At 53.9% G+C, this 17,253-nt stretch carries 15 protein-coding genes; 8 read left to right on the top strand and 7 right to left on the bottom strand.

Annotated elements, in window-relative coordinates; genetic code table 11:
- Positions 1-559: 559 nt before the first annotated feature.
- Complete coding sequence (locus tag LKE08_RS15305) at positions 560-1,033, bottom strand: universal stress protein (protein ID WP_324705109.1); 474 nt, start codon at positions 1,031-1,033, stop codon at positions 560-562.
- A 164-nt stretch (positions 1,034-1,197) separates the two neighbouring features.
- Here LKE08_RS15305 and leuB point away from each other — a divergent pair, with 164 nt between their 5' ends.
- Both leuB and LKE08_RS15295 read left to right on the top strand, forming a co-directional pair.
- Positions 1,198-2,292 carry a 3-isopropylmalate dehydrogenase gene (gene leuB / locus LKE08_RS15300; RefSeq protein ID WP_324705108.1) on the top strand — a complete coding sequence of 365 codons (1,095 nt, stop codon included), beginning with the start codon at positions 1,198-1,200 and terminating at the stop codon, positions 2,290-2,292.
- 151 nt (positions 2,293-2,443) lie between these two features.
- Positions 2,444-3,037 carry a hypothetical protein gene (locus tag LKE08_RS15295; protein WP_324705107.1) on the top strand — a complete coding sequence of 198 codons (594 nt, stop codon included), beginning with the start codon at positions 2,444-2,446 and terminating at the stop codon, positions 3,035-3,037.
- A gap of 82 nt (positions 3,038-3,119) precedes the next feature.
- Here the strand turns inward: LKE08_RS15295 and LKE08_RS15290 are convergent, their stop codons facing one another.
- The 3 genes from LKE08_RS15290 to rpaB form a co-directional block, all read right to left on the bottom strand.
- Entirely contained in the window at positions 3,120-3,548 is a 429-nt protein-coding gene (locus LKE08_RS15290; protein WP_324705106.1) for a PPC domain-containing DNA-binding protein, read from the bottom strand.
- A gap of 2 nt (positions 3,549-3,550) precedes the next feature.
- Entirely contained in the window at positions 3,551-5,404 is a 1,854-nt protein-coding gene (locus LKE08_RS15285) for a glycoside hydrolase family 9 protein (protein ID WP_324705105.1), read from the bottom strand.
- Between the two features lie 403 nt (positions 5,405-5,807).
- Positions 5,808-6,569, bottom strand: coding sequence for a response regulator transcription factor RpaB (rpaB, locus tag LKE08_RS15280; RefSeq protein WP_324705104.1), 762 nt, complete (start codon positions 6,567-6,569; stop codon positions 5,808-5,810).
- A gap of 433 nt (positions 6,570-7,002) precedes the next feature.
- On the opposite strand from rpaB, the gene LKE08_RS15275 reads away from it, so the two are divergent.
- Positions 7,003-7,155: a hypothetical protein gene (locus tag LKE08_RS15275; RefSeq protein WP_324705103.1), complete on the top strand. Its 153-nt coding sequence runs from the start codon at positions 7,003-7,005 to the stop codon at positions 7,153-7,155.
- An 11-nt stretch (positions 7,156-7,166) separates the two neighbouring features.
- On the opposite strand, the gene LKE08_RS15270 is transcribed toward LKE08_RS15275, so the two are convergent.
- Positions 7,167-8,966, bottom strand: coding sequence for an SLC13 family permease (locus LKE08_RS15270; protein ID WP_324705102.1), 1,800 nt, complete (start codon positions 8,964-8,966; stop codon positions 7,167-7,169).
- A 197-nt stretch (positions 8,967-9,163) separates the two neighbouring features.
- Positions 9,164-11,239 carry an elongation factor G gene (locus tag LKE08_RS15265; RefSeq protein ID WP_324705101.1) on the bottom strand — a complete coding sequence of 692 codons (2,076 nt, stop codon included), beginning with the start codon at positions 11,237-11,239 and terminating at the stop codon, positions 9,164-9,166.
- 585 nt (positions 11,240-11,824) lie between these two features.
- On the opposite strand from LKE08_RS15265, the gene LKE08_RS15260 reads away from it, so the two are divergent.
- Together LKE08_RS15260 and LKE08_RS15255 are read left to right on the top strand one after the other, a co-directional pair.
- Positions 11,825-12,640, top strand: a complete 816-nt coding sequence (locus tag LKE08_RS15260) for an SAM-dependent chlorinase/fluorinase (protein WP_324705100.1) — start codon at positions 11,825-11,827, stop codon at positions 12,638-12,640.
- A gap of 351 nt (positions 12,641-12,991) precedes the next feature.
- Complete coding sequence (locus LKE08_RS15255) at positions 12,992-13,417, top strand: universal stress protein (protein WP_324705099.1); 426 nt, start codon at positions 12,992-12,994, stop codon at positions 13,415-13,417.
- 137 nt (positions 13,418-13,554) lie between these two features.
- Here the strand turns inward: LKE08_RS15255 and LKE08_RS15250 are convergent, their stop codons facing one another.
- The gene (locus LKE08_RS15250; protein ID WP_324705098.1) at positions 13,555-15,147 is read right to left on the bottom strand and encodes a tetratricopeptide repeat protein; all 1,593 of its coding nucleotides are present in this window, start codon (positions 15,145-15,147) and stop codon (positions 13,555-13,557) included.
- A 211-nt stretch (positions 15,148-15,358) separates the two neighbouring features.
- Between LKE08_RS15250 and hisF the strand changes: the two genes are divergently transcribed.
- From hisF to LKE08_RS15235, 3 genes are all read left to right on the top strand, one after another.
- Complete coding sequence (gene hisF / locus LKE08_RS15245; RefSeq protein ID WP_324705097.1) at positions 15,359-16,144, top strand: imidazole glycerol phosphate synthase subunit HisF; 786 nt, start codon at positions 15,359-15,361, stop codon at positions 16,142-16,144.
- A gap of 106 nt (positions 16,145-16,250) precedes the next feature.
- The gene (locus tag LKE08_RS15240; RefSeq protein ID WP_324705096.1) at positions 16,251-16,454 is read left to right on the top strand and encodes a hypothetical protein; all 204 of its coding nucleotides are present in this window, start codon (positions 16,251-16,253) and stop codon (positions 16,452-16,454) included.
- A gap of 104 nt (positions 16,455-16,558) precedes the next feature.
- On the top strand, positions 16,559-17,253 hold a 695-nt coding region (locus LKE08_RS15235), incomplete at its 3' end, for a transposase (protein ID WP_324705095.1).

Genomic DNA, 17,253 nt, shown 5'->3' with positions numbered 1-17,253 from the left:
GAAAAGGGGGACTTTGATTTCGCCTCAACAACTGATATTCGATCCCCCTAAATCCCCCTTGAAAAGGGGGACTTTGAGTTCGCTATATTTGCAAGTTTAATTTCATCACGATCTTGATTTTTCACATATTCTTGGATGACGGGTTGCAGTGTCAAAATGGCATCGGAGTTTTCGATCTTCGTTTCGAGCAAACTGCGCTTTCTCAAAGATTGTACCGCTTTTAAATAGATCGCAGATAATCATGACATCTAAAGTTTAAAAAATCTTGTTGCGATCGCCCCTTAATATTGAGAAACCGGGTTTCTAAAACTATCTCGGTAAGGATAAGGAGATTCTCAGAGAAACCCGGTTTCTTGCCACTTCCCAAAGTGCGATCGCCCGTTAATATTGAGAAACCGGGTTTCTTCCCAAAACTTAGGTGAGGATGCAAAGATTCTCGTAGAAACCGGGTTTATTGCTACTTCTATAGCGCCCCAATTTAACCTTAAAAATTATCGTAAGTTCCGCGAATTTTTTTCAAAAAAAGACCCCGTAAAAAAGGCGATATCCCCCCAATTTACTAATCGTCGGGATGCTGGACGATCAACACAGAACACTTGAGATGGTGGACGACGTGGTTGCTGACGCTACCCAAAAACAATTCCGCCAACTCCGATCGCCCCCGACGCCCGAGAACCACCAAATCCGCATCCCAACCCAACGCGATTTCCCGAATCCAATATCCGGCTTCGCCGATCTCGTACTCAAATTCAGCCTCGATGTCCTCTTGTTCGCACCGGTCCACAAACTCCTGCAACCACGTTTTCACCGCGTTCACTTCTTTCTGAACCAATTCTTGCTGAACTTTAGCCGCCCGCCCCAACCCCTGTCCGTACAGGTCGCCGGACGATCCGAAAGCCAGGGGAGACACCCCCACACAGTGAAAAATCTTCAGCCGCGCCCCTTCGACTTTCGCCAGGTGGAGGGCTTTGCGAAAGACGGCTTCGCTTTGAGAAGAGCGATCGACGGCTACCAAAATTCGATGATATTCCATTGTCCGAACCAAACGTACCTTGGCTCAATCATACTCCTTTATACGAAGTTCGGAAAATATCAGAATCCGTTTTTTCAAACAATTCTAACCGACACGATCTGAGATCGACCCCGCATCTGATATGATCGGATGTTGCAATCGAGAGCGACAGACCCAACCGTAATATGACCCAGCACTACCGCATCACCCTCCTTTCCGGCGACGGCATCGGCCCCGAAATTATGGCGGTGGCGGTAGATGTCCTCAACGCCGTCGGCCAACAATTGGACCTGACTTTTGAATTTCGAGAGGCGTTGATGGGCGGCGCGGCGATCGACGCCACGGGGGAACCCCTGCCGGAGGAAACTTTGACCGCCTGCCGCGACAGCGATGCGGTTTTGCTGGCCGCCATCGGGGGTTACAAGTGGGACAATTTGCCGCGCCACCAGCGGCCCGAGACGGGACTGTTGGGACTGCGGGCGGGTCTGGGGTTGTTCGCCAACCTGCGTCCGGCGACGATTCTGCCCCACCTGGTTGACGCCTCGTCCCTGAAGCGGGAGATCGTGGACGGGGTGGATATCATGGTGGTGCGGGAACTCACCGGGGGCGTTTATTTCGGCCAGCCCAAGGGAATTTTTGAGACGGAGACGGGGGAAAAGCGCGGCGTCAATACGATGGCCTACACCGAGTCGGAGATCGATCGCATCGGGCGGGTGGGGTTTGAAACCGCACAAAAACGGGGCGGCAAGCTGTGTTCCGTCGATAAGGCAAACGTCCTGGACGTCTCCCAACTGTGGCGCGATCGCATCACCGAGCTCTCTACAGACTACCCCGACGTCGAACTCTCCCATCTCTACGTCGATAACGCGGCCATGCAACTGGTGCGCCGGCCCAAACAGTTCGATACCATCGTCACGGGCAACCTCTTCGGCGACATCCTCTCCGACGCCGCCGCCATGCTGACGGGGAGTATCGGGATGTTGCCCTCGGCGAGTTTGGGGGCGTCCGGACCCGGGCTGTTTGAACCCGTCCACGGTTCCGCCCCGGATATCGCTGGACAGGATAAAGCCAACCCCCTCGCCCAGGTGTTGAGTGCGGCGATGATGTTGCGCTACGGTTTGGACGCGCCGGAAGCGAGCGATCGCATCGAAAAAGCGGTGTTGAAAGTGCTCGACTGGGGCTACCGCACGGGGGATATTATGTCGGAAGGCATGAAAGCCGTCGGCTGTCGGGAAATGGGAGAAATGCTGCTGAAAGCGTTGGAAACCGACGCGGGTTGAGGGCGCGATCGCCCGTCCCGCAGGCATCCGAACCCGACATCGCGACTCGCGGCGATCGGGCGATCGTCCATTTTCAGTCAAATTGACCGGAAAATTCCCGGATCACTCAAGCAATCAGGGGTACTTCTCTAAAAGTGAAGGAGCAAAATTCATGGTTGCTTACAATTACACTTCAGAACAATTGGGTGATGCCCTGCGGGGATTGGGATACCTGCAAAACAATGAACCCCTTCTGGAAGGAGTCAAGAAATTCAAACAGGATTACGGCTTCGGTGACGATGCCATCCTGAACGATGAAGTCCGAATGAAAGTGGCGGAAATTATCCTCGATCTGAAACTTTATCTGAATCTCGCCGCCGAGCTTGAAAAACCGCTCGGTCGCCATCCCCAATTCGCACACCTATACGGATTTCGGACGACTGAAGCAGTCCGACAGTTTCAAAAGATTGAAAATCTGTACGAGACGGGGATTGCCGTTCAGTCCCTTCGCATGAAAATAGAGGAAAAAGCGAAACAGAAACTCAAAACAATTGAAAAAGCCTGGATATTAGTTACCAAACAAAATGTCAATCTGATGTCTTCAGTTGAGGATCGAAAATACTACGATTTTCGCCCCAGAGATTGGGGTCATGGAAATGATAAGGAATTTAAAGCTGAAAACTTACCCGCCGAATGGTTTGCCCGTCCGCGAAATCTGATCGTGAACTTTGAAAAAGAAGAACCGACCTGGAAACAACTCTCCTAGCTGTCTGTCGGAGAGTTGACCGCATCACCCGGGTTCAAAAATGAGTTGATCGGGGCGGGCGATCGCCCGCCCCCATCGATGCTCAAACCGGGGGTTCGGAAATGGGAAATACACCCAATTCTTTGAACCCGGTTCCCTCATCCCACACCCGTTTGAATCGCACCTCCGGTATCAACCCGATCGCCAATTCTAGGGTCGTGTAAACCTCGCACCCGTACACCACATGACCCCCCCTGCACTCGCCCCGGGAATTGGCGACGGTCATATGTAAATGGACGGCATCTTCCCCGAGGGTTCCAGAAAGCGTCAAAATTTCGTGCTTTCCCGGCAATTCTGCGGGGGTTTCTTCCCCGGCAAATCTCAGGCAAACCTTCGACAAACTCCCCACCGCACCGAGGATGAAACCGGCGCCGATCGCTTCTTTTTTTGCGATCTGTTCCAGTTCCCGGCGGACATCCGCCCCCGGGGAAAGTCTCAATGCCACCGTTTCCAACGTTCCTCGCACAATCATGGTTATTCCGAACCCACAAAATTGGACAGCAGTTTGATATAACTACTTTGATAATAAATGGCCGGTTCGGTGATTTCCCAAGATTTTTGCTTCGGATCGTTTTCATCAAAGTATGACTTCATGCGCGGTTCGCCAGCGGGCGGTTTCGCCTCTCCGGTATAACTGTGATTCGGTCCCCCCGTCAAATAACCCGGCGCCGGCCCGCTGGGAGAGGTCAAAGCGTTGTCGTAGATGCCACCTCCGAACCATTCGTGATAAATTTCATTGGCGGATTTCTCAGCACCGTATTCGTACATATTGCTCAGATAAACCATATTGAGGGGATTGACGCCGTGCACATAATTAATGTGAGCTAAAGCGCGGGATTTGTAACTCTCTCGGTTATTCGGGTCGATGTCGTACAGCAGGGCATCATAATTCGTATTGCCATAATTGGATTCAACTTGGTTGCTTCCCCAGTGATATTGGGGGTCGGTCATGTAAGCCCGGTAAGGGTCGAGACTGGGATTCAATCCGTAGGAAAGTTTGTTGTTGACAACCATTTGGGCAAAGCGATCGCGGATCTGTTTTTTGAGGGCTTCATCCCCCTTTTGAAGTCGGGTATAAAACAGCATGGCATCCCCTTCTAAGGGTTCGTATCTCGACCAAGTATCCTCATTAAATGCCCGGGTCGCGCCGATATTTTCCCGGATGGCATCTTCGTATTTCTGCTCTCCGGTCAGGGCAAATAAGTAAACCCCGGAAGCCACCGATCGCGCTTTCTGCTCCTCGATACTTCGATCCGCATCTCCCGCTTTAATTGTCTGGGAATCACATTCGCCGCTTTTGGGATTTTTTTCATACCAATTCCAGGCTGCGATCGCCCGTTTTTGCAGATCTTCGGCGTAGGATTTCAAAGCCGGAAATTCCTGAAAAACCAGGGCGGCGTGGGCGAACATTCCCGCCGTCGCGATACTGGCGGAGGAACATTTGGGCGCGTAGTATCGGGGGCGTTTGTCGAGGCTGGGGCGACGGGCGGAATTGTAATCGATCGTTCCCAGTTTGATGAAGACTCCCCCATCATCGTCCTGCATTCGCTTCAGCCAATCCAATTCAAATTTGAGTTCGTCGATCAGATCGGGGATGTTATTTCCCGATTCCGGGATGTTGAAATCGTCCGTCCAAATTTCCGGGTTTTGGGAGTAAGCGCTCAAGAGTTGGTGAACGGGTTGGTTGGCAAATGTGACGTACTTGTTGGTATCTCCGGCGTCGAACCAACCGCCGCGCATATCCCGGGCGAGTTCGGGGTTATCTTTGTCATAGACAAATCGGGCTTCCGTGTCCTGTCCCGGCCCGAGAAACGCCGCCCCGTCGGTCCACCTCGGATCGGCGTAGGGTTCTTGTTTGGGAAAGCCGCTGCGCTGATAATAATAGGTGCGGGTGGCTGCGATCAAAACATCTCGGTAAACGTCCTCGGCGATGTCGAATTCAAACGATCGCTCCCCCGTTTCCCCATCCAAAATGTAGTAGGACCCCGGTTTCCGCACCTCCGAAAAGTCGAACCACCAGGCGCGATCGCCCGATTGGGAATGCACCTGGCCGTCCATCCACGGCGTGATCGTCCCAGAATAAACCTTTTGCTCGGAGTCGGCATCCCAAACTTCGTAGGTCGTCCCGGGGGAGACTTCTTCTTCGCCATTGAACCCCACTTCCGGATCGACGATCACCGCCACTTTGGGGTCTTGGGGACGATAACCGAACTGGTCAACCCGGATGTAGCTTTCGGGTTGAATGTCTGCCTGAGTGCCGGCGTTACAGTTGGTGACGGCAAACACCAGGGCGATCGTCAAGAAAAAACAAGTGAAAAATTTGAGCATGGTTTTAATCACGGCGATTCGAGTTGACCGGCTACGCGCCCACCTGATTCAGTTTTGCACACTCTCGGGCCGATCGCCACTTTCGAGGGCGTAGGGTGTAGGGTGTAGGGTGTAGGCGGGGAGCAAGGGTAAGGACAAAAGGGTCAAGGTCAATTGTCCCCAGGAGCGAAGAGAGCCACCACTCTGTTTTCAAATTGACGATCCGGATTTGATCTGACAATTGAAACCCACCCCGGATATCGACTTCGATGAAATCGCCGGGATGGGAAAATTCGGTTGTATTCAAGTGGCTTCAATTTTTGCGGACGAGTTCCGCCCTCAAACAAAATTTATCAAATTGAAAAAATTGGCAAATCAATTAAATGTCGGACATTTCAAAAGCGGTCTGTTTTGGAAAACCGGACTAGGCCCCGATCGCCTCTTCGACGGGGGCGAGCCGCTGGGACGAATAGCCGATTCCCCGCACGGTGAGAATGTACTCGGGGTTGCGCTGGTCCGTTTCGATTTTGGCCCGCAACCGCGCCACGTGGACGTCCACCACCCGCATATCGGCGATGCGACGGGGGGCGTATCCCCACAGTTGTTGCAGGATGTCGGAACGGGAAACCGCTTCTCCGGAATGCTTGAACAGCAGTTCGAGCAAATTGAACTCGATGTAGGTGAGCGGAATCAGTTTGTCCCCTTTGTACACCCGCCGTTTCACCGTGTCGATCCGCAGGGTGTCCACCTGGATCACTTCGGGACTGAGTTCTTGGGGAAGCGTCGTATCTTTGAAACGGCGCAGGATCGCCTGGATGCGAGCTTCCAACTCTTTCGGAGAAAAGGGTTTGGTCAGGTAGTCGTCTGCACCGAGTTCCAAACCCGTGATGCGATCGGCCACGTCTCCCAAGGCGGTCAACATGATGATGGGCACATCTGAAATGGCTCGGATTTTTTGACACACCCCGTATCCGTTGAGCTTCGGCATCATGACATCCAAAACCACCAGGTCGGGACTTTCTCGCTCGAACAGGTCGATGGCCTGATGGCCGTCGGCGGCGGCGACGACCCCGTAACCCACCATCGAGAGGCGGGTGGTCAAAATGCGCCGGATGGCTGATTCATCGTCGGCGATGAGAATTTTGTCGGGATTGCGCCGTTCGTCGAGTCGTGCTTGTACGGTCATGTTTGCTCCCACTTCTAGTATTTGATGGATCGGCTTTGAGCCAGGCCGGCGAGGGTGCTTTGGCCCCCCGGCCGCCTGTCGGACAGGACATTGACGGCTATGATAACATACGTTTTCGTAATGTTATCAAATTTTCTTCAAACTTCTTAACAATCCGTCTTGTTTTGAAAAAAAAGTTTACAAAAATATGAGTATTGACTCTCGTCTTTACAAATTAATATATGAGATGGAGGGCGCTTTTACAAGCGACTGCTATTATCGATGAACTATCGGCATTGATTGTCAAAAATGTGATCTAATTGAAACCATGCCCAATCCATTCCTAGGGGTCAGGATTCCTTCTGAGGTACACGAAGCACTCATGGCGCGGGTAACAATAACGGGACAATCAAAGTCAGATCTGGTCATTAATGCTTTGAGGGCCTACCTGGGAATGTCCCCTCAGCAGGAAAAGCTTGAAGAATTGGAAGTGAGACTCTCGGCTTTGGAGCTGAAGCTGGAACAGTTGACCCAAGAATCTCACATCCACCATCACAACCACCGTCCCGACATTCACTACCGGCCCCCTCAGACATCTGAGGAATAAAGGTGGTTGATTTACCGGGGGGACAGTCCGTAAAACCCAGCGATCGCCAGGGGAATAAAAATGGCCATCAACAGGGTCAGGAAAACGCCGACCCGCGTGAAATCGTAGAACTTATATCCGCCGGGACTGTAAACCATCGTATTGGTTTGGTAGCCGATGGGAGTCATGAAACTGCACGAAGCGGCCAGGGTGACGGCGAACATGAAAGCATAGGGGTTGAGTTGCAAGGTTTCGGCCACTTTAACGGCGATGGGAATCATCAACAGCACCGCCGCGTTGTTCGACAAAATTTCCGTCAGCAGGACGGTGATGATGAAGAAAAATGTCAACACCCAGTAGCCCGAAAGGTTCCCCCCGATCGCCACCAGGTTGTCAGCCAGCCATTGGGTAGCCCCGGAATTTTCCATCGCAATTCCCAGGGGAATCAATCCGGCCAACAGAAAAATCACATCCCAGCGGACGGCCCCGTAAATTTCCCCGGGTTTGAGACAGCCGGTGGCCACCATCAGGATCACGCCGGCCAAGGCACCGACCATGATGGGGACGACATTGAAAGCAGCCAAGCCGACGACGCCCACCGTAATGGCGATCGCGATCCCAGCTTTATTCTGCCGCAAATTTTCCACATTGCGCTGTTCGAGAACCAACAGTTCCCGGGTGGTTTGCAAACCGATAAAACTCTGTTTCGGACCCTGCACCAGCAGCAAATCCCCGAACCGGAGGGGAATTTTCCCCAACCGTCCCTGCACCAATTCCGCCCCGCGGCGGATCGCCAAAACGGTAGCATTGTAGCGCTGTCGGAACCGCAGATCCTTCAACGTCGTCCCGATCAGGCGGGAGTTGGAAAGAATCAAAACTTCCGCTATTTTTTCCTCCCCGGAACTGAGCACTTCCTGCAACGAATCTTCCCGAAACTTGACATCGGGCAAAATATCCAAACCCCGTTCCTCGCGAATTTTAAGCAGGTCATCGCGGGTGCTGCGGATAATTAAAATATCCCCCGGTTTCAAAACCTTGTCGCCCAACGGTTGGGGCAGGTGTATCTTGTTGCGGACTAACTCCAAAACGTCGAGGTCAAACTTGCGTTGAATCTCACTCTGACCCAGGCTTTGTCCCACCAAACTCGATCGCTCCGTGACCACCACCTCGCTGAGATATTCCTGCAATTTGTAGCCTTCCCCCATCAAATCTTGGCTGTTAGACTTGCGTTTTGGTAGGAAGCGGGGGGCAATAAAAGTAATGTAAAATAATCCCAAAACAAAGCTCAACAACCCAACCCGGGTAAACTGAAAAATGTGGAAGGTTCCGTAACCGAGTTGTTCGGACAAACCGCTGGCTAAAATATTGGTCGAAGTGCCGATGACGGTGATCATCCCACCCAAAATTGAAGCATAGGAGAGGGGAATCAACAATTTTGAGGGGGAGGTTTTTTGTTGATTGCACCAATCTTCGATAATGGGCAGAAAAATGGCGACGACCGCCGTGTTATTGATGAAAGCGGAAATCGGCCCCACCAAAATTCCCATCACGAACAACTGCTGGTTGGCATTGTTTCCCCCCCATTTCATCAGGCGATCGCGGACAATTTGAATCACCCCCGTGCGGGTAATCCCGGCACTGAGAATAAACATGGCCATCACGGTGATGGTGGCGGCGTTGCCGAAGCCGGAAATCCCTTCTTCCGGCGTCACCAACCCCAGCATCATTAACAGGACCGTGACGGCGATCGCGGTCAGATCGACGGGCAACCATTCGACGACAAAACTGATCAGGGCGAGAATGAGGATCGAGAGGGTGAGGACAATTTCCATCTGAGGGCTTTGAATCGGAGGACGGGATTGAGTATCTCGCCGAACGTTGCGATCGGCTTAGACCATCATACTGACATCCAAAGCTGAAATCAGAGAAGTCCGGCAGACCCAATTTTAGACAATTTCCCCCTGCAAACGCCCGGGAACCCAGAATTTGGTAGGGGCGCAAGGCACGGCGCCCCCCCTGCCATCTCAGACTATTTCGACTTGCCGTTGCCGTCGCCTTCTTCGGCAAAGGTCGCCAGAACCCGTTCGGCCAGCTTGTCCGGCACTTCCTGGAGGTGGTCGAATTTCCAGTTGAAGTAGCCGACGCCCATCGTGAGCGATCGCAACTCGACGATCAGATCCTGCATTTCCGCCTGGGGCAGGTAGGCCGAAACCCGGTCCCACCCTTTCCAGTCCGCGATCGGTTCGTAGCCCAAAATTTGGCCGCGGCGGGTGGTGATCAACTGGAACAGTTGGGAGGTGAACTCGTTGGGGGCGCACACCTCCACCGAGGCGATGGGTTCGAGCAAGGTGGGGTTGCACTCGGCCATCCCCGTCTGCATGGCCAGCCGCGCCGCCTGTTTGAACGCCTGTTCGGAACTGTCAACGGAGTGGTAAGAGCCGTTGGTGAGCGTCACGGAGACATCCACCACCGGGAATCCCAGGGGCCCCTGTTCCAGGTACTCCCGCACGCCGATTTCCACGCCGGGGATGTACTGTTTCGGCACCACGCCGCCGACGATGGTTTCGCTGAAGTTGAACCCTTCGCCGCGGGGCAGGGGGGTGATGTCGAGGTAGACGTCCCCAAACTGTCCGTGCCCGCCGCTCTGGTGCTTGTAGCGCCCGTGGGAGCTGGTGTTGCCGCGGATGGTTTCCTTGTAGGGAATCCGGGGCGCGTGGGTGGTCATGGGCAGATTGTACTTGCGGCGCAGGCGATCGAGGGTGACGCGCAGGTGAATTTCGCCCTGTCCCCAGAGGATGACTTCGTGGGTGTCGCCCTGCTGTTCCCAGGCGAGGGAGGGATCTTCCTCCATCATTTTACTGAGGGCCGCGCTGAGTTTGACTTCATCTTTGCGGTTTTCGGGGGCGATCGCCAACGCGAAGACGGGGGGCAGAACCTCGGCTTTCGGCAGGGGATCTTTGAGGCGATCAGGTTCCGTGGTCAGGGTGTCGCCGGTTTGGATGCCCTCCATCCGGGCGAGGGCGACGATTTCCCCGGTTTTCGCGGTCTGGACACCTTGGGTTTGCTGTCCCATCAGGCGGTACATCCCCGCCGCCCGGATGCCGTTGAGGACGATGCCTTCGGTCAGTTCCCCCTGCCAGACCCGCACCAGGGAGAGTTTGCCGCCCTGGGGGGTGTAGAAGGTTTTCAGAACTTGGGCGATGGGGAAGTCGTCTTTGGCTTTGAGTCCCCGCCGTTCGGCCGTCAGGCCGGGTTCGGGAGCCTCCCGCACCAGGGCATCGAGGAGCGATCGCACCCCGTATTCCAACTCCGCCGCCCCCAAAAAGACGGGGACGATCAGATCGGCGCCCAACTCCATTTTCAAATCTGTGACGATTTCTTCCTGGGGCGGTTCGATCTCTTCGAGGAGTTCTTCTAGTAAGTGGTCGTCGAAGTTGGAGAGTTCCTCCAACATTTCCTGACGGGCCATGTGTTCCAACTCTTTGAGGTCTTCGGGCATCGGCACCGGGTCGGAGGGTGCGCCGGGGTGGTAGTGGTAGGCCTGTTCCGTCACCAAGTCGATAAAACCGACCAATTCAGACCCCTTGGCGATCGGGTATTGCTGCGGCACGATCGGGCGGGCGGACACCGTTTTTAGGGCGTTCAACAACTCTAAAAAGTTGGTCGTGCAGCCCTCTTCGTCGTCGAAGGCGCGATCCATTTTATTGATGAAGACGATGTGGGGGATTTCCCAGTCGTCGAGGAACTTGAAAATGGGGGATAGGGTGAGGATGCGGCTCGGGTCGGCTTCGCAGACGATGACGGCTAGTCCGGCTCCGATCAAAGCGTTGTAGGTTTCTTGGGCAAATTCCACCGAACCCGGGCAGTCGAGGAAGGTAAAGTGAATGCCGCCGTACTCGGTACTGGCGGCATTCACTTCGACGCTCATATCGCGATCGCGAGCCTCGGCGACACCGTCCCCCAGGCGGTTGCCCTCTTTAACCGTCCCTTTGCGGGTGACGGCTCCGGTTGCGAACAACAGGCTCTCCAGCAGGGCGGTTTTGCCGCTCAAATAGGGGCCGACAATTGCGACATTACGGTTTTCTGAAGTGACGTTATTTTTCATCGGAAGATCTCCTCAAGGAAGAACATCATCTGAGATTTAATAAGGTTCCGAAATTGGACACGGCGATCGCAAAACGCGACCCGAAAACATTAAGATTTGGTTAAGATTACAAATCGGTCAAATTGGGTATTGACGGATACAACAAATGATGATACTTAATGCCGGTCTGGCTCTGCGACCGCGCTCCTGGGTTCGGAATTGAAATCCACGTTCGATGCTCTTTCAACAATGGTTATACAGTACAGAATGGCTCATCCCCCTTCCAACGCCGATGAAGTTAATACAGTCTCAATGCAAATGTTGGAGATCGAGATTAGCCTCCCTCTTAATTTAGAATGTTTTGCCCCCGAGTTAACGTCCCGTTAATCAAAAAAAACATTATTAACTTTTTTGGCGTTTTGTAAAGGAATGTTGCCAACCCCCCGCCTCCGCCGAGACAATCAGACCGTACAGTTTGGTCTAAATGCGGGCGGGAGTGGCTGGGGAGGAGTCCGGCGATCGCGGCTTTTGTGGCGCATCCCGGATCGGAGTGCGATCGCATCTCAATCTCCCGCTATTGTAATATTCAGCGTTCGCAATCTTGCCATGTCTCCATCCCGGATCGTCACCCTACTCACGGATTTTGGCCTCAACGATGTCTACGTCGGCATCATGAAAGGCGTCGTCGCCCAGATCGACCCCACCCTCACCGTCATCGACCTCACCCACGAGATCCCCCCCCAAAATATCATAGCCGGACGGTTTTGTCTGATCAACGCTTACCCCTACTTTCCCGAGGGCACCGTTCACGTCGCCGTCATCGATCCCGGCGTGGGCACCCGGCGGCGGGCGATCGCGATCCAACTGTCCACCGGCTATCTCGTCGGACCGGATAACGGCTTGTTGGGCGGTCTTATCAAACAACAGGAAATCATCACCGCCATCGAATTGAACAACCCCGACTATTGGCGAACTCCGAACCCCAGCACCACCTTTCACGGCCGGGATATTTTCACCCCCGCCGGCGCCCACCTCGCCCGCGGCGTTCCCATTGAAAAATTGGGGACGCCCATCGATCGCGACACCCTCGCCGACCTTTCCTTACCCGATCCAAAACAAACAAAAAACATCATCGCAGGCTGCATCCAACATATCGATCGCTTCGGCAATTTAATTACAAATATTCCGGGCGATCGGGTGGCGGGAACATCCTGGACGGTGACATTTCCCACCTCCCCCAGACCCACCGTCATTCCCAGTCGCAAAACCTACGGCGACATCCACCCCGGCAGCCTCCTGACCCTGATCGGTTCCCACGGCTGGGTGGAAATTGCCGCCAACGGAGACAGCGCCCAATTGCAATTGGAGCTCAACTGGGGGGCAAAAGTTGAGATTCACCTGGATGCCAATTCAACACCCTGAAAACCGATGATTATATCCATGATTCCAAAGATTGACCCGGATCAAAAACCCTTGTACTGCCGTTATATTTTCGGATCAAGCAATTCTGCATAAGTAATGATGCCGATTCCAATTGCTTCGACAAGGCGATGGCGCGCGACAGACTAATTGATGACGATTTCTCCGTCAGGAAATGACCGGCGATATTTGCCCGAGCCGACCTCTGGAATTGAAAATAATATAGCATTTCTCCCGCCGATGAGGTACGATCGGGAATCAAAGTCCCCCTTGTGAAGGGGGATTTAGGGGGATCGTTCCCATCGGATGCGATCGCCAATTGCCAGAGATTGAAAAATTAGAGAAAAAATTAATATGAATTGGCTTCAAAAAACAGCAGTCCTCGTCCCGACAGATTTCTCCGATCTGTCTTTCGGCGCCCTCGAACCCGCCCGAGAATTTGTCAAAGATATCTCCCAAGTTCACGTCCTGCACGTCTTGCCGAAATTGCACCCCGCCGAACCGGGGATGGTTTGGAAAGCCGTCAGTTCCGAATCCCGCCGACAACACGCCGAAGCCGCCCTGAAAACCCAATTGCAGGAACGCGGCTACGAGGGGGTTCAAATTCAAATTGCGATCGGCACTCCCAGCCATGAAATTGTAGACTATGCAAAAGATAAGGGCATCGAATTGATCGTCATGCCCACCCACGGCTACACGGGGGTTAAACGGGTTTTGATCGGGTCGGTGGCCGGACAGGTGGCCCGCCTCGCCCACTGTCCGGTTTTGCTATTACATTAGCCCCCAATTTTGGGGGAGGGGAGTGCAAATTAGCCCTCACCCCCAACCCCTCTCCCAATTTGGGGCGAGGGGAGTGCAATCAATAATCTGTGTAATCTGCGTAATCTGCGGACGGAAATAGGAGCTCGCATCACCGTTCAACGATAATCGGTATCAGTTTCTCGAAATCGTCGCAAAAACTCGATAATATCCCGATCGCCCGGATTGATGCGTAACGCCTGCATGGCGGCGGTTCTGGCCTCCCGATCGCGGTTGAGTCGGGCCAAAGCGATCGCCTTCCCGAACCACCCCCGGGCATTATTAGCATCAATTTCAATGGCGCGACTGTAGGCATTGAGGGCTTCCCCATACCGCCTCAACTCCATCAAAATCGCCCCTTTCAACACCCAAACCTCCCCCAATTCGGGGTCGAGATCGAGGACATTTTCCACCGATACCATCGCCCCCTCATAATTTCCGAGGCGAAATAAAGCCTCCCCCCGGGCCATCAAAGCCGGGATAAAATCGGGTTTGAGAGCGATCGCGCGATCATAAGATTCCGCCGCCCCCCGGTAGTCCCGCCGCCGGTTCATCAGCAGGTTTCCCCGCAAATACCAGATCCCGTAATCCTCCGGTTTGATTTCGATCAGGCGATCAAAAGATTGCAACGCCTCATCCGTCCGGTTCAGGGACATCAATACCGCCCCGCGATCGCGCCATGCCGGATAAAAGTTGGGATGGAGTTGGGTGGCGCGATCGTAGGATTGCATCGCTTCATCGTACCGCCCCAAGGAAGATAACGCATTCCCCCGACCGTACCAAGCCGGGTAAAAATCCGCCTGCAAAGCGATCGCCCGTTCAAAGGCTTCCAACGCCTCCCGCCACCGTTCCAAGCGATATAATTGGTTTCCCCGGTTCGTCCAATCCACCGCACTGAAGCGATCGTCCACTTCCGGAACTTGCAAATATCGCGAAATAGCCTCCAATTCTTCGGCCGTGGGACTCGGCGGTTCGCCGCTGCTGACGTTCAAATTGAGTCGAATTCCGGCCTGCAAAAATCGCCGAATCGGAATCCCCGCACTGTACCCCACCAAAACGCGATCGCTCATTCGCGTCGTTTCATCGTAGAGGATCTGACCCTCCGTCATCCCGTGGATGCCGATCACCCGGCCCTCGGTATCCAAAATCGGTGCCCCGCTCATTCCCAACCCCGTCAAATTGGTATAAAACAAATCGTAACCCCGGGAAAAGGGTTCTTTCACGAAGGCGAGTTTGTAGGCTTCGCTCACCAGCAACCCGGCGGTAAATTGGCGATCGCGGGATTCCGGCCAGCCGGAAATAAAAATATGTCGCGAGTCGGCATCATAGTTATAATCGGCAATTTCGGCGACGGGATAGGTGCGATCGCTCTCGAATTGCAACAAAGCTAAATCGATTCCCGGCAATTTGATCACGCGATCGTAATTGAGGGGATACCGTTCCCCGCCGTCGGTGACGATGGTGTATTCGTCGGGACTGCGAACGACGTGGTTGGCGGTAAGGACGTAGTAAACATTATTTTCCCTGGCAATAATCACCCCGGAACCGGGATTGATGCCGTCGATGCGGACGGTGATGCGGCGGCTGAGGCGATCGATTTGGTCCGCCATCAGCGCGATCGCATTTCCTGAAAATATCAATATCGCCGCCATTCCGACAATAGCCGCACTCAACCCCTTCCGAATTCGCTTCATCCCCAACCTTCCGAACATCTGCGACATTCCCTACTTCTGATCAGAGGCGATCGATCCGGTTCCGACAGCAAATTCCCGTTATGGAATTTGTGGAATTTATGGAATTTTAGATTTTAGATTTTAGATTTTAGATTTTCCCCCATCCCCGACTCCCGACTCCCGACTCCCGATTCCCTCTTCATATAAACTGTATAGGGAAAAATTTTTCCCCGATGTTTGAGGAACTGCGATGCTGGCGAAACGAATTTTGCCCTGTCTGGATGTGAAGGCGGGCCGGGTGGTCAAGGGTGTCAACTTTGTCGATCTCAAGGATGCCGGAGATCCGGTGGAATTGGCCGCCGCCTACAACGAGGCGGGGGCCGATGAGTTGGTGTTTCTGGACATCACCGCCACCCACGAAGACCGGGACATCATCATCGATGTGGTCTACCGGACCGCCGAACAGGTGTTCATCCCCCTCACCGTCGGGGGGGGTATCCAAAACTTAGAGATAATTAAAAATTTGTTAAGGGCGGGGGCCGATAAGGTCAGTATCAACTCGGCGGCGGTTCGCGACCCGGAATTTATCAATCGGGCGAGCGATCGCTTCGGTGCCCAGTGTATTGTAGTCGCGATCGACGCCCGCCGCCGCACCGACCCGGAAAATCCCGGTTGGGACGTTTTCGTGCGGGGAGGCCGGGAAAATACGGGCTTGGACGCGATCGCCTGGGCGCAGGAAGTGACGAAACGGGGCGCGGGAGAGCTTCTGGTGACGAGTATGGACGCGGACGGAACCCAAGCCGGCTACGACCTGGAATTGACCCGAACCATCGCCGAAACTGTCGAAATTCCGGTGATCGCGTCGGGGGGGGCGGGCACCTGCGGGCACATCTACGAAGCCCTGACCCAGGGACGGGCCGAAGCCGCCCTGCTGGCCTCCCTCTTACATTACGGACAGTTAAGCGTCTCGGAAATCAAATCTTATCTGGCCGACCGCCAGATCCCGACCCGAAATCTCGACCCGCAACCCCTGTAAGTTCCTCCCCTCGGGGGGTTGCTCGCACCGCCCGAGGAAATTTTTGAATCTCGGCTCAGTTACAAAACTCCTGTTAGAATAGAGGAAATGTTACGAAACGTAACTTATGCTGATTCCTATTCTAATAATTGACGTCGCCCTGGTGGCCTGGTCCGTGCATCTGATGCAGCAAGCCGCCCGCTATCGGGAGTTTTCCTTCGTCCTGGCGGGGATTTTGGTGGCCATTTCCGCCGCCGCGATGGTCGTGGTTTACTTTCTCATGGGGTCCTGTATCGACCACCTCACCCAGATCTCCCATCACGGAAGATGACTCGATACGTTTGGAAGCCCTGTCGCTTTAGCGCAGGGAGGAAAAACGAACGGCGACTTGAGTCGCCTTGGTGTATTATGTTCATATGTGAGTATTTTTGACTCGTGAAGCAGGTCTTAACCGTAGTTGGCAAGATTCAACCGACCCCGAAGCAAACCTCTAATCTTGAGGCGACGCTTCAGGCGTTCGCTGATGCTTGCAACTATGCCAACCAGGAGGTTAACCCTAAAACCACTAATTTTCTGGGTGTTGACCTGGGACGAACTGACATCGCGGTTACGTCCGATGGTCAAAAGTGGAGTGGTGAGCCAGTCAAAAATACTCGTGACAAATTGGCTCGTGTTCGAGCGTCGATTCAAAGGAAGGGCACGAAAGGGGCAAAACGCCTCCTGAAACGGCTGTCCGGCAAAGAACGGCGCTTTCAAGTCTGGGTGAACCATAGGATCAGCAGACGCATTGTAGATACAGCCGCGGCGCTGAACGCCACCATTGTTTTGGAAGATTTGACTGGTATCAGAGAACGCACCAACAAACAGCGGCGCAGTCCAACTGAACGTCGTCGCTCCAATAGTTGGGCGTTTTATCAAATGAGGCAGTTTCTGACCTATAAAGCACTGGTGGCAGGCATCCCTTTGATGACGATCAATCCGGCCTACACGTCGCAAACCTGTCATTGCTGCCTTCATATTGGAGAGCGCAGCGGCAAACGGTTCAAATGCAGCAACTGTGGTTGGATTGGTGATGCCGATTATAATGGTTCGCTCATGATTGCTATTTCTGGGGGCGCTGCAAGCCGTCC

Origin of the sequence: Lyngbya sp. CCY1209 (assembly GCF_035615495.1) — a bacterium.
Taxonomy (GTDB): Bacteria; Cyanobacteriota; Cyanobacteriia; order Cyanobacteriales; family Microcoleaceae; genus Limnospira.
Note: the sequence above shows the minus strand (reverse complement) of the source record. Positions and strands in the feature narration are given on the sequence as shown.

Coding starts and splice junctions, on each gene's coding strand:
- LKE08_RS15305 (WP_324705109.1), bottom strand. CDS start 1,033: ATGGAATATCATCGAATTTTGGTAGCCGTCGATCGCTCTTCTCAAAGC.
- leuB (WP_324705108.1), top strand. CDS start 1,198: ATGACCCAGCACTACCGCATCACCCTCCTTTCCGGCGACGGCATCGGC.
- LKE08_RS15295 (WP_324705107.1), top strand. CDS start 2,444: ATGGTTGCTTACAATTACACTTCAGAACAATTGGGTGATGCCCTGCGG.
- LKE08_RS15290 (WP_324705106.1), bottom strand. CDS start 3,548: ATGATTGTGCGAGGAACGTTGGAAACGGTGGCATTGAGACTTTCCCCG.
- LKE08_RS15285 (WP_324705105.1), bottom strand. CDS start 5,404: ATGCTCAAATTTTTCACTTGTTTTTTCTTGACGATCGCCCTGGTGTTT.
- rpaB (WP_324705104.1), bottom strand. CDS start 6,569: ATGACCGTACAAGCACGACTCGACGAACGGCGCAATCCCGACAAAATT.
- LKE08_RS15275 (WP_324705103.1), top strand. CDS start 7,003: ATGTCCCCTCAGCAGGAAAAGCTTGAAGAATTGGAAGTGAGACTCTCG.
- LKE08_RS15270 (WP_324705102.1), bottom strand. CDS start 8,966: ATGGAAATTGTCCTCACCCTCTCGATCCTCATTCTCGCCCTGATCAGT.
- LKE08_RS15265 (WP_324705101.1), bottom strand. CDS start 11,239: ATGAAAAATAACGTCACTTCAGAAAACCGTAATGTCGCAATTGTCGGC.
- LKE08_RS15260 (WP_324705100.1), top strand. CDS start 11,825: ATGTCTCCATCCCGGATCGTCACCCTACTCACGGATTTTGGCCTCAAC.
- LKE08_RS15255 (WP_324705099.1), top strand. CDS start 12,992: ATGAATTGGCTTCAAAAAACAGCAGTCCTCGTCCCGACAGATTTCTCC.
- LKE08_RS15250 (WP_324705098.1), bottom strand. CDS start 15,147: ATGTTCGGAAGGTTGGGGATGAAGCGAATTCGGAAGGGGTTGAGTGCG.
- hisF (WP_324705097.1), top strand. CDS start 15,359: ATGCTGGCGAAACGAATTTTGCCCTGTCTGGATGTGAAGGCGGGCCGG.
- LKE08_RS15240 (WP_324705096.1), top strand. CDS start 16,251: ATGCTGATTCCTATTCTAATAATTGACGTCGCCCTGGTGGCCTGGTCC.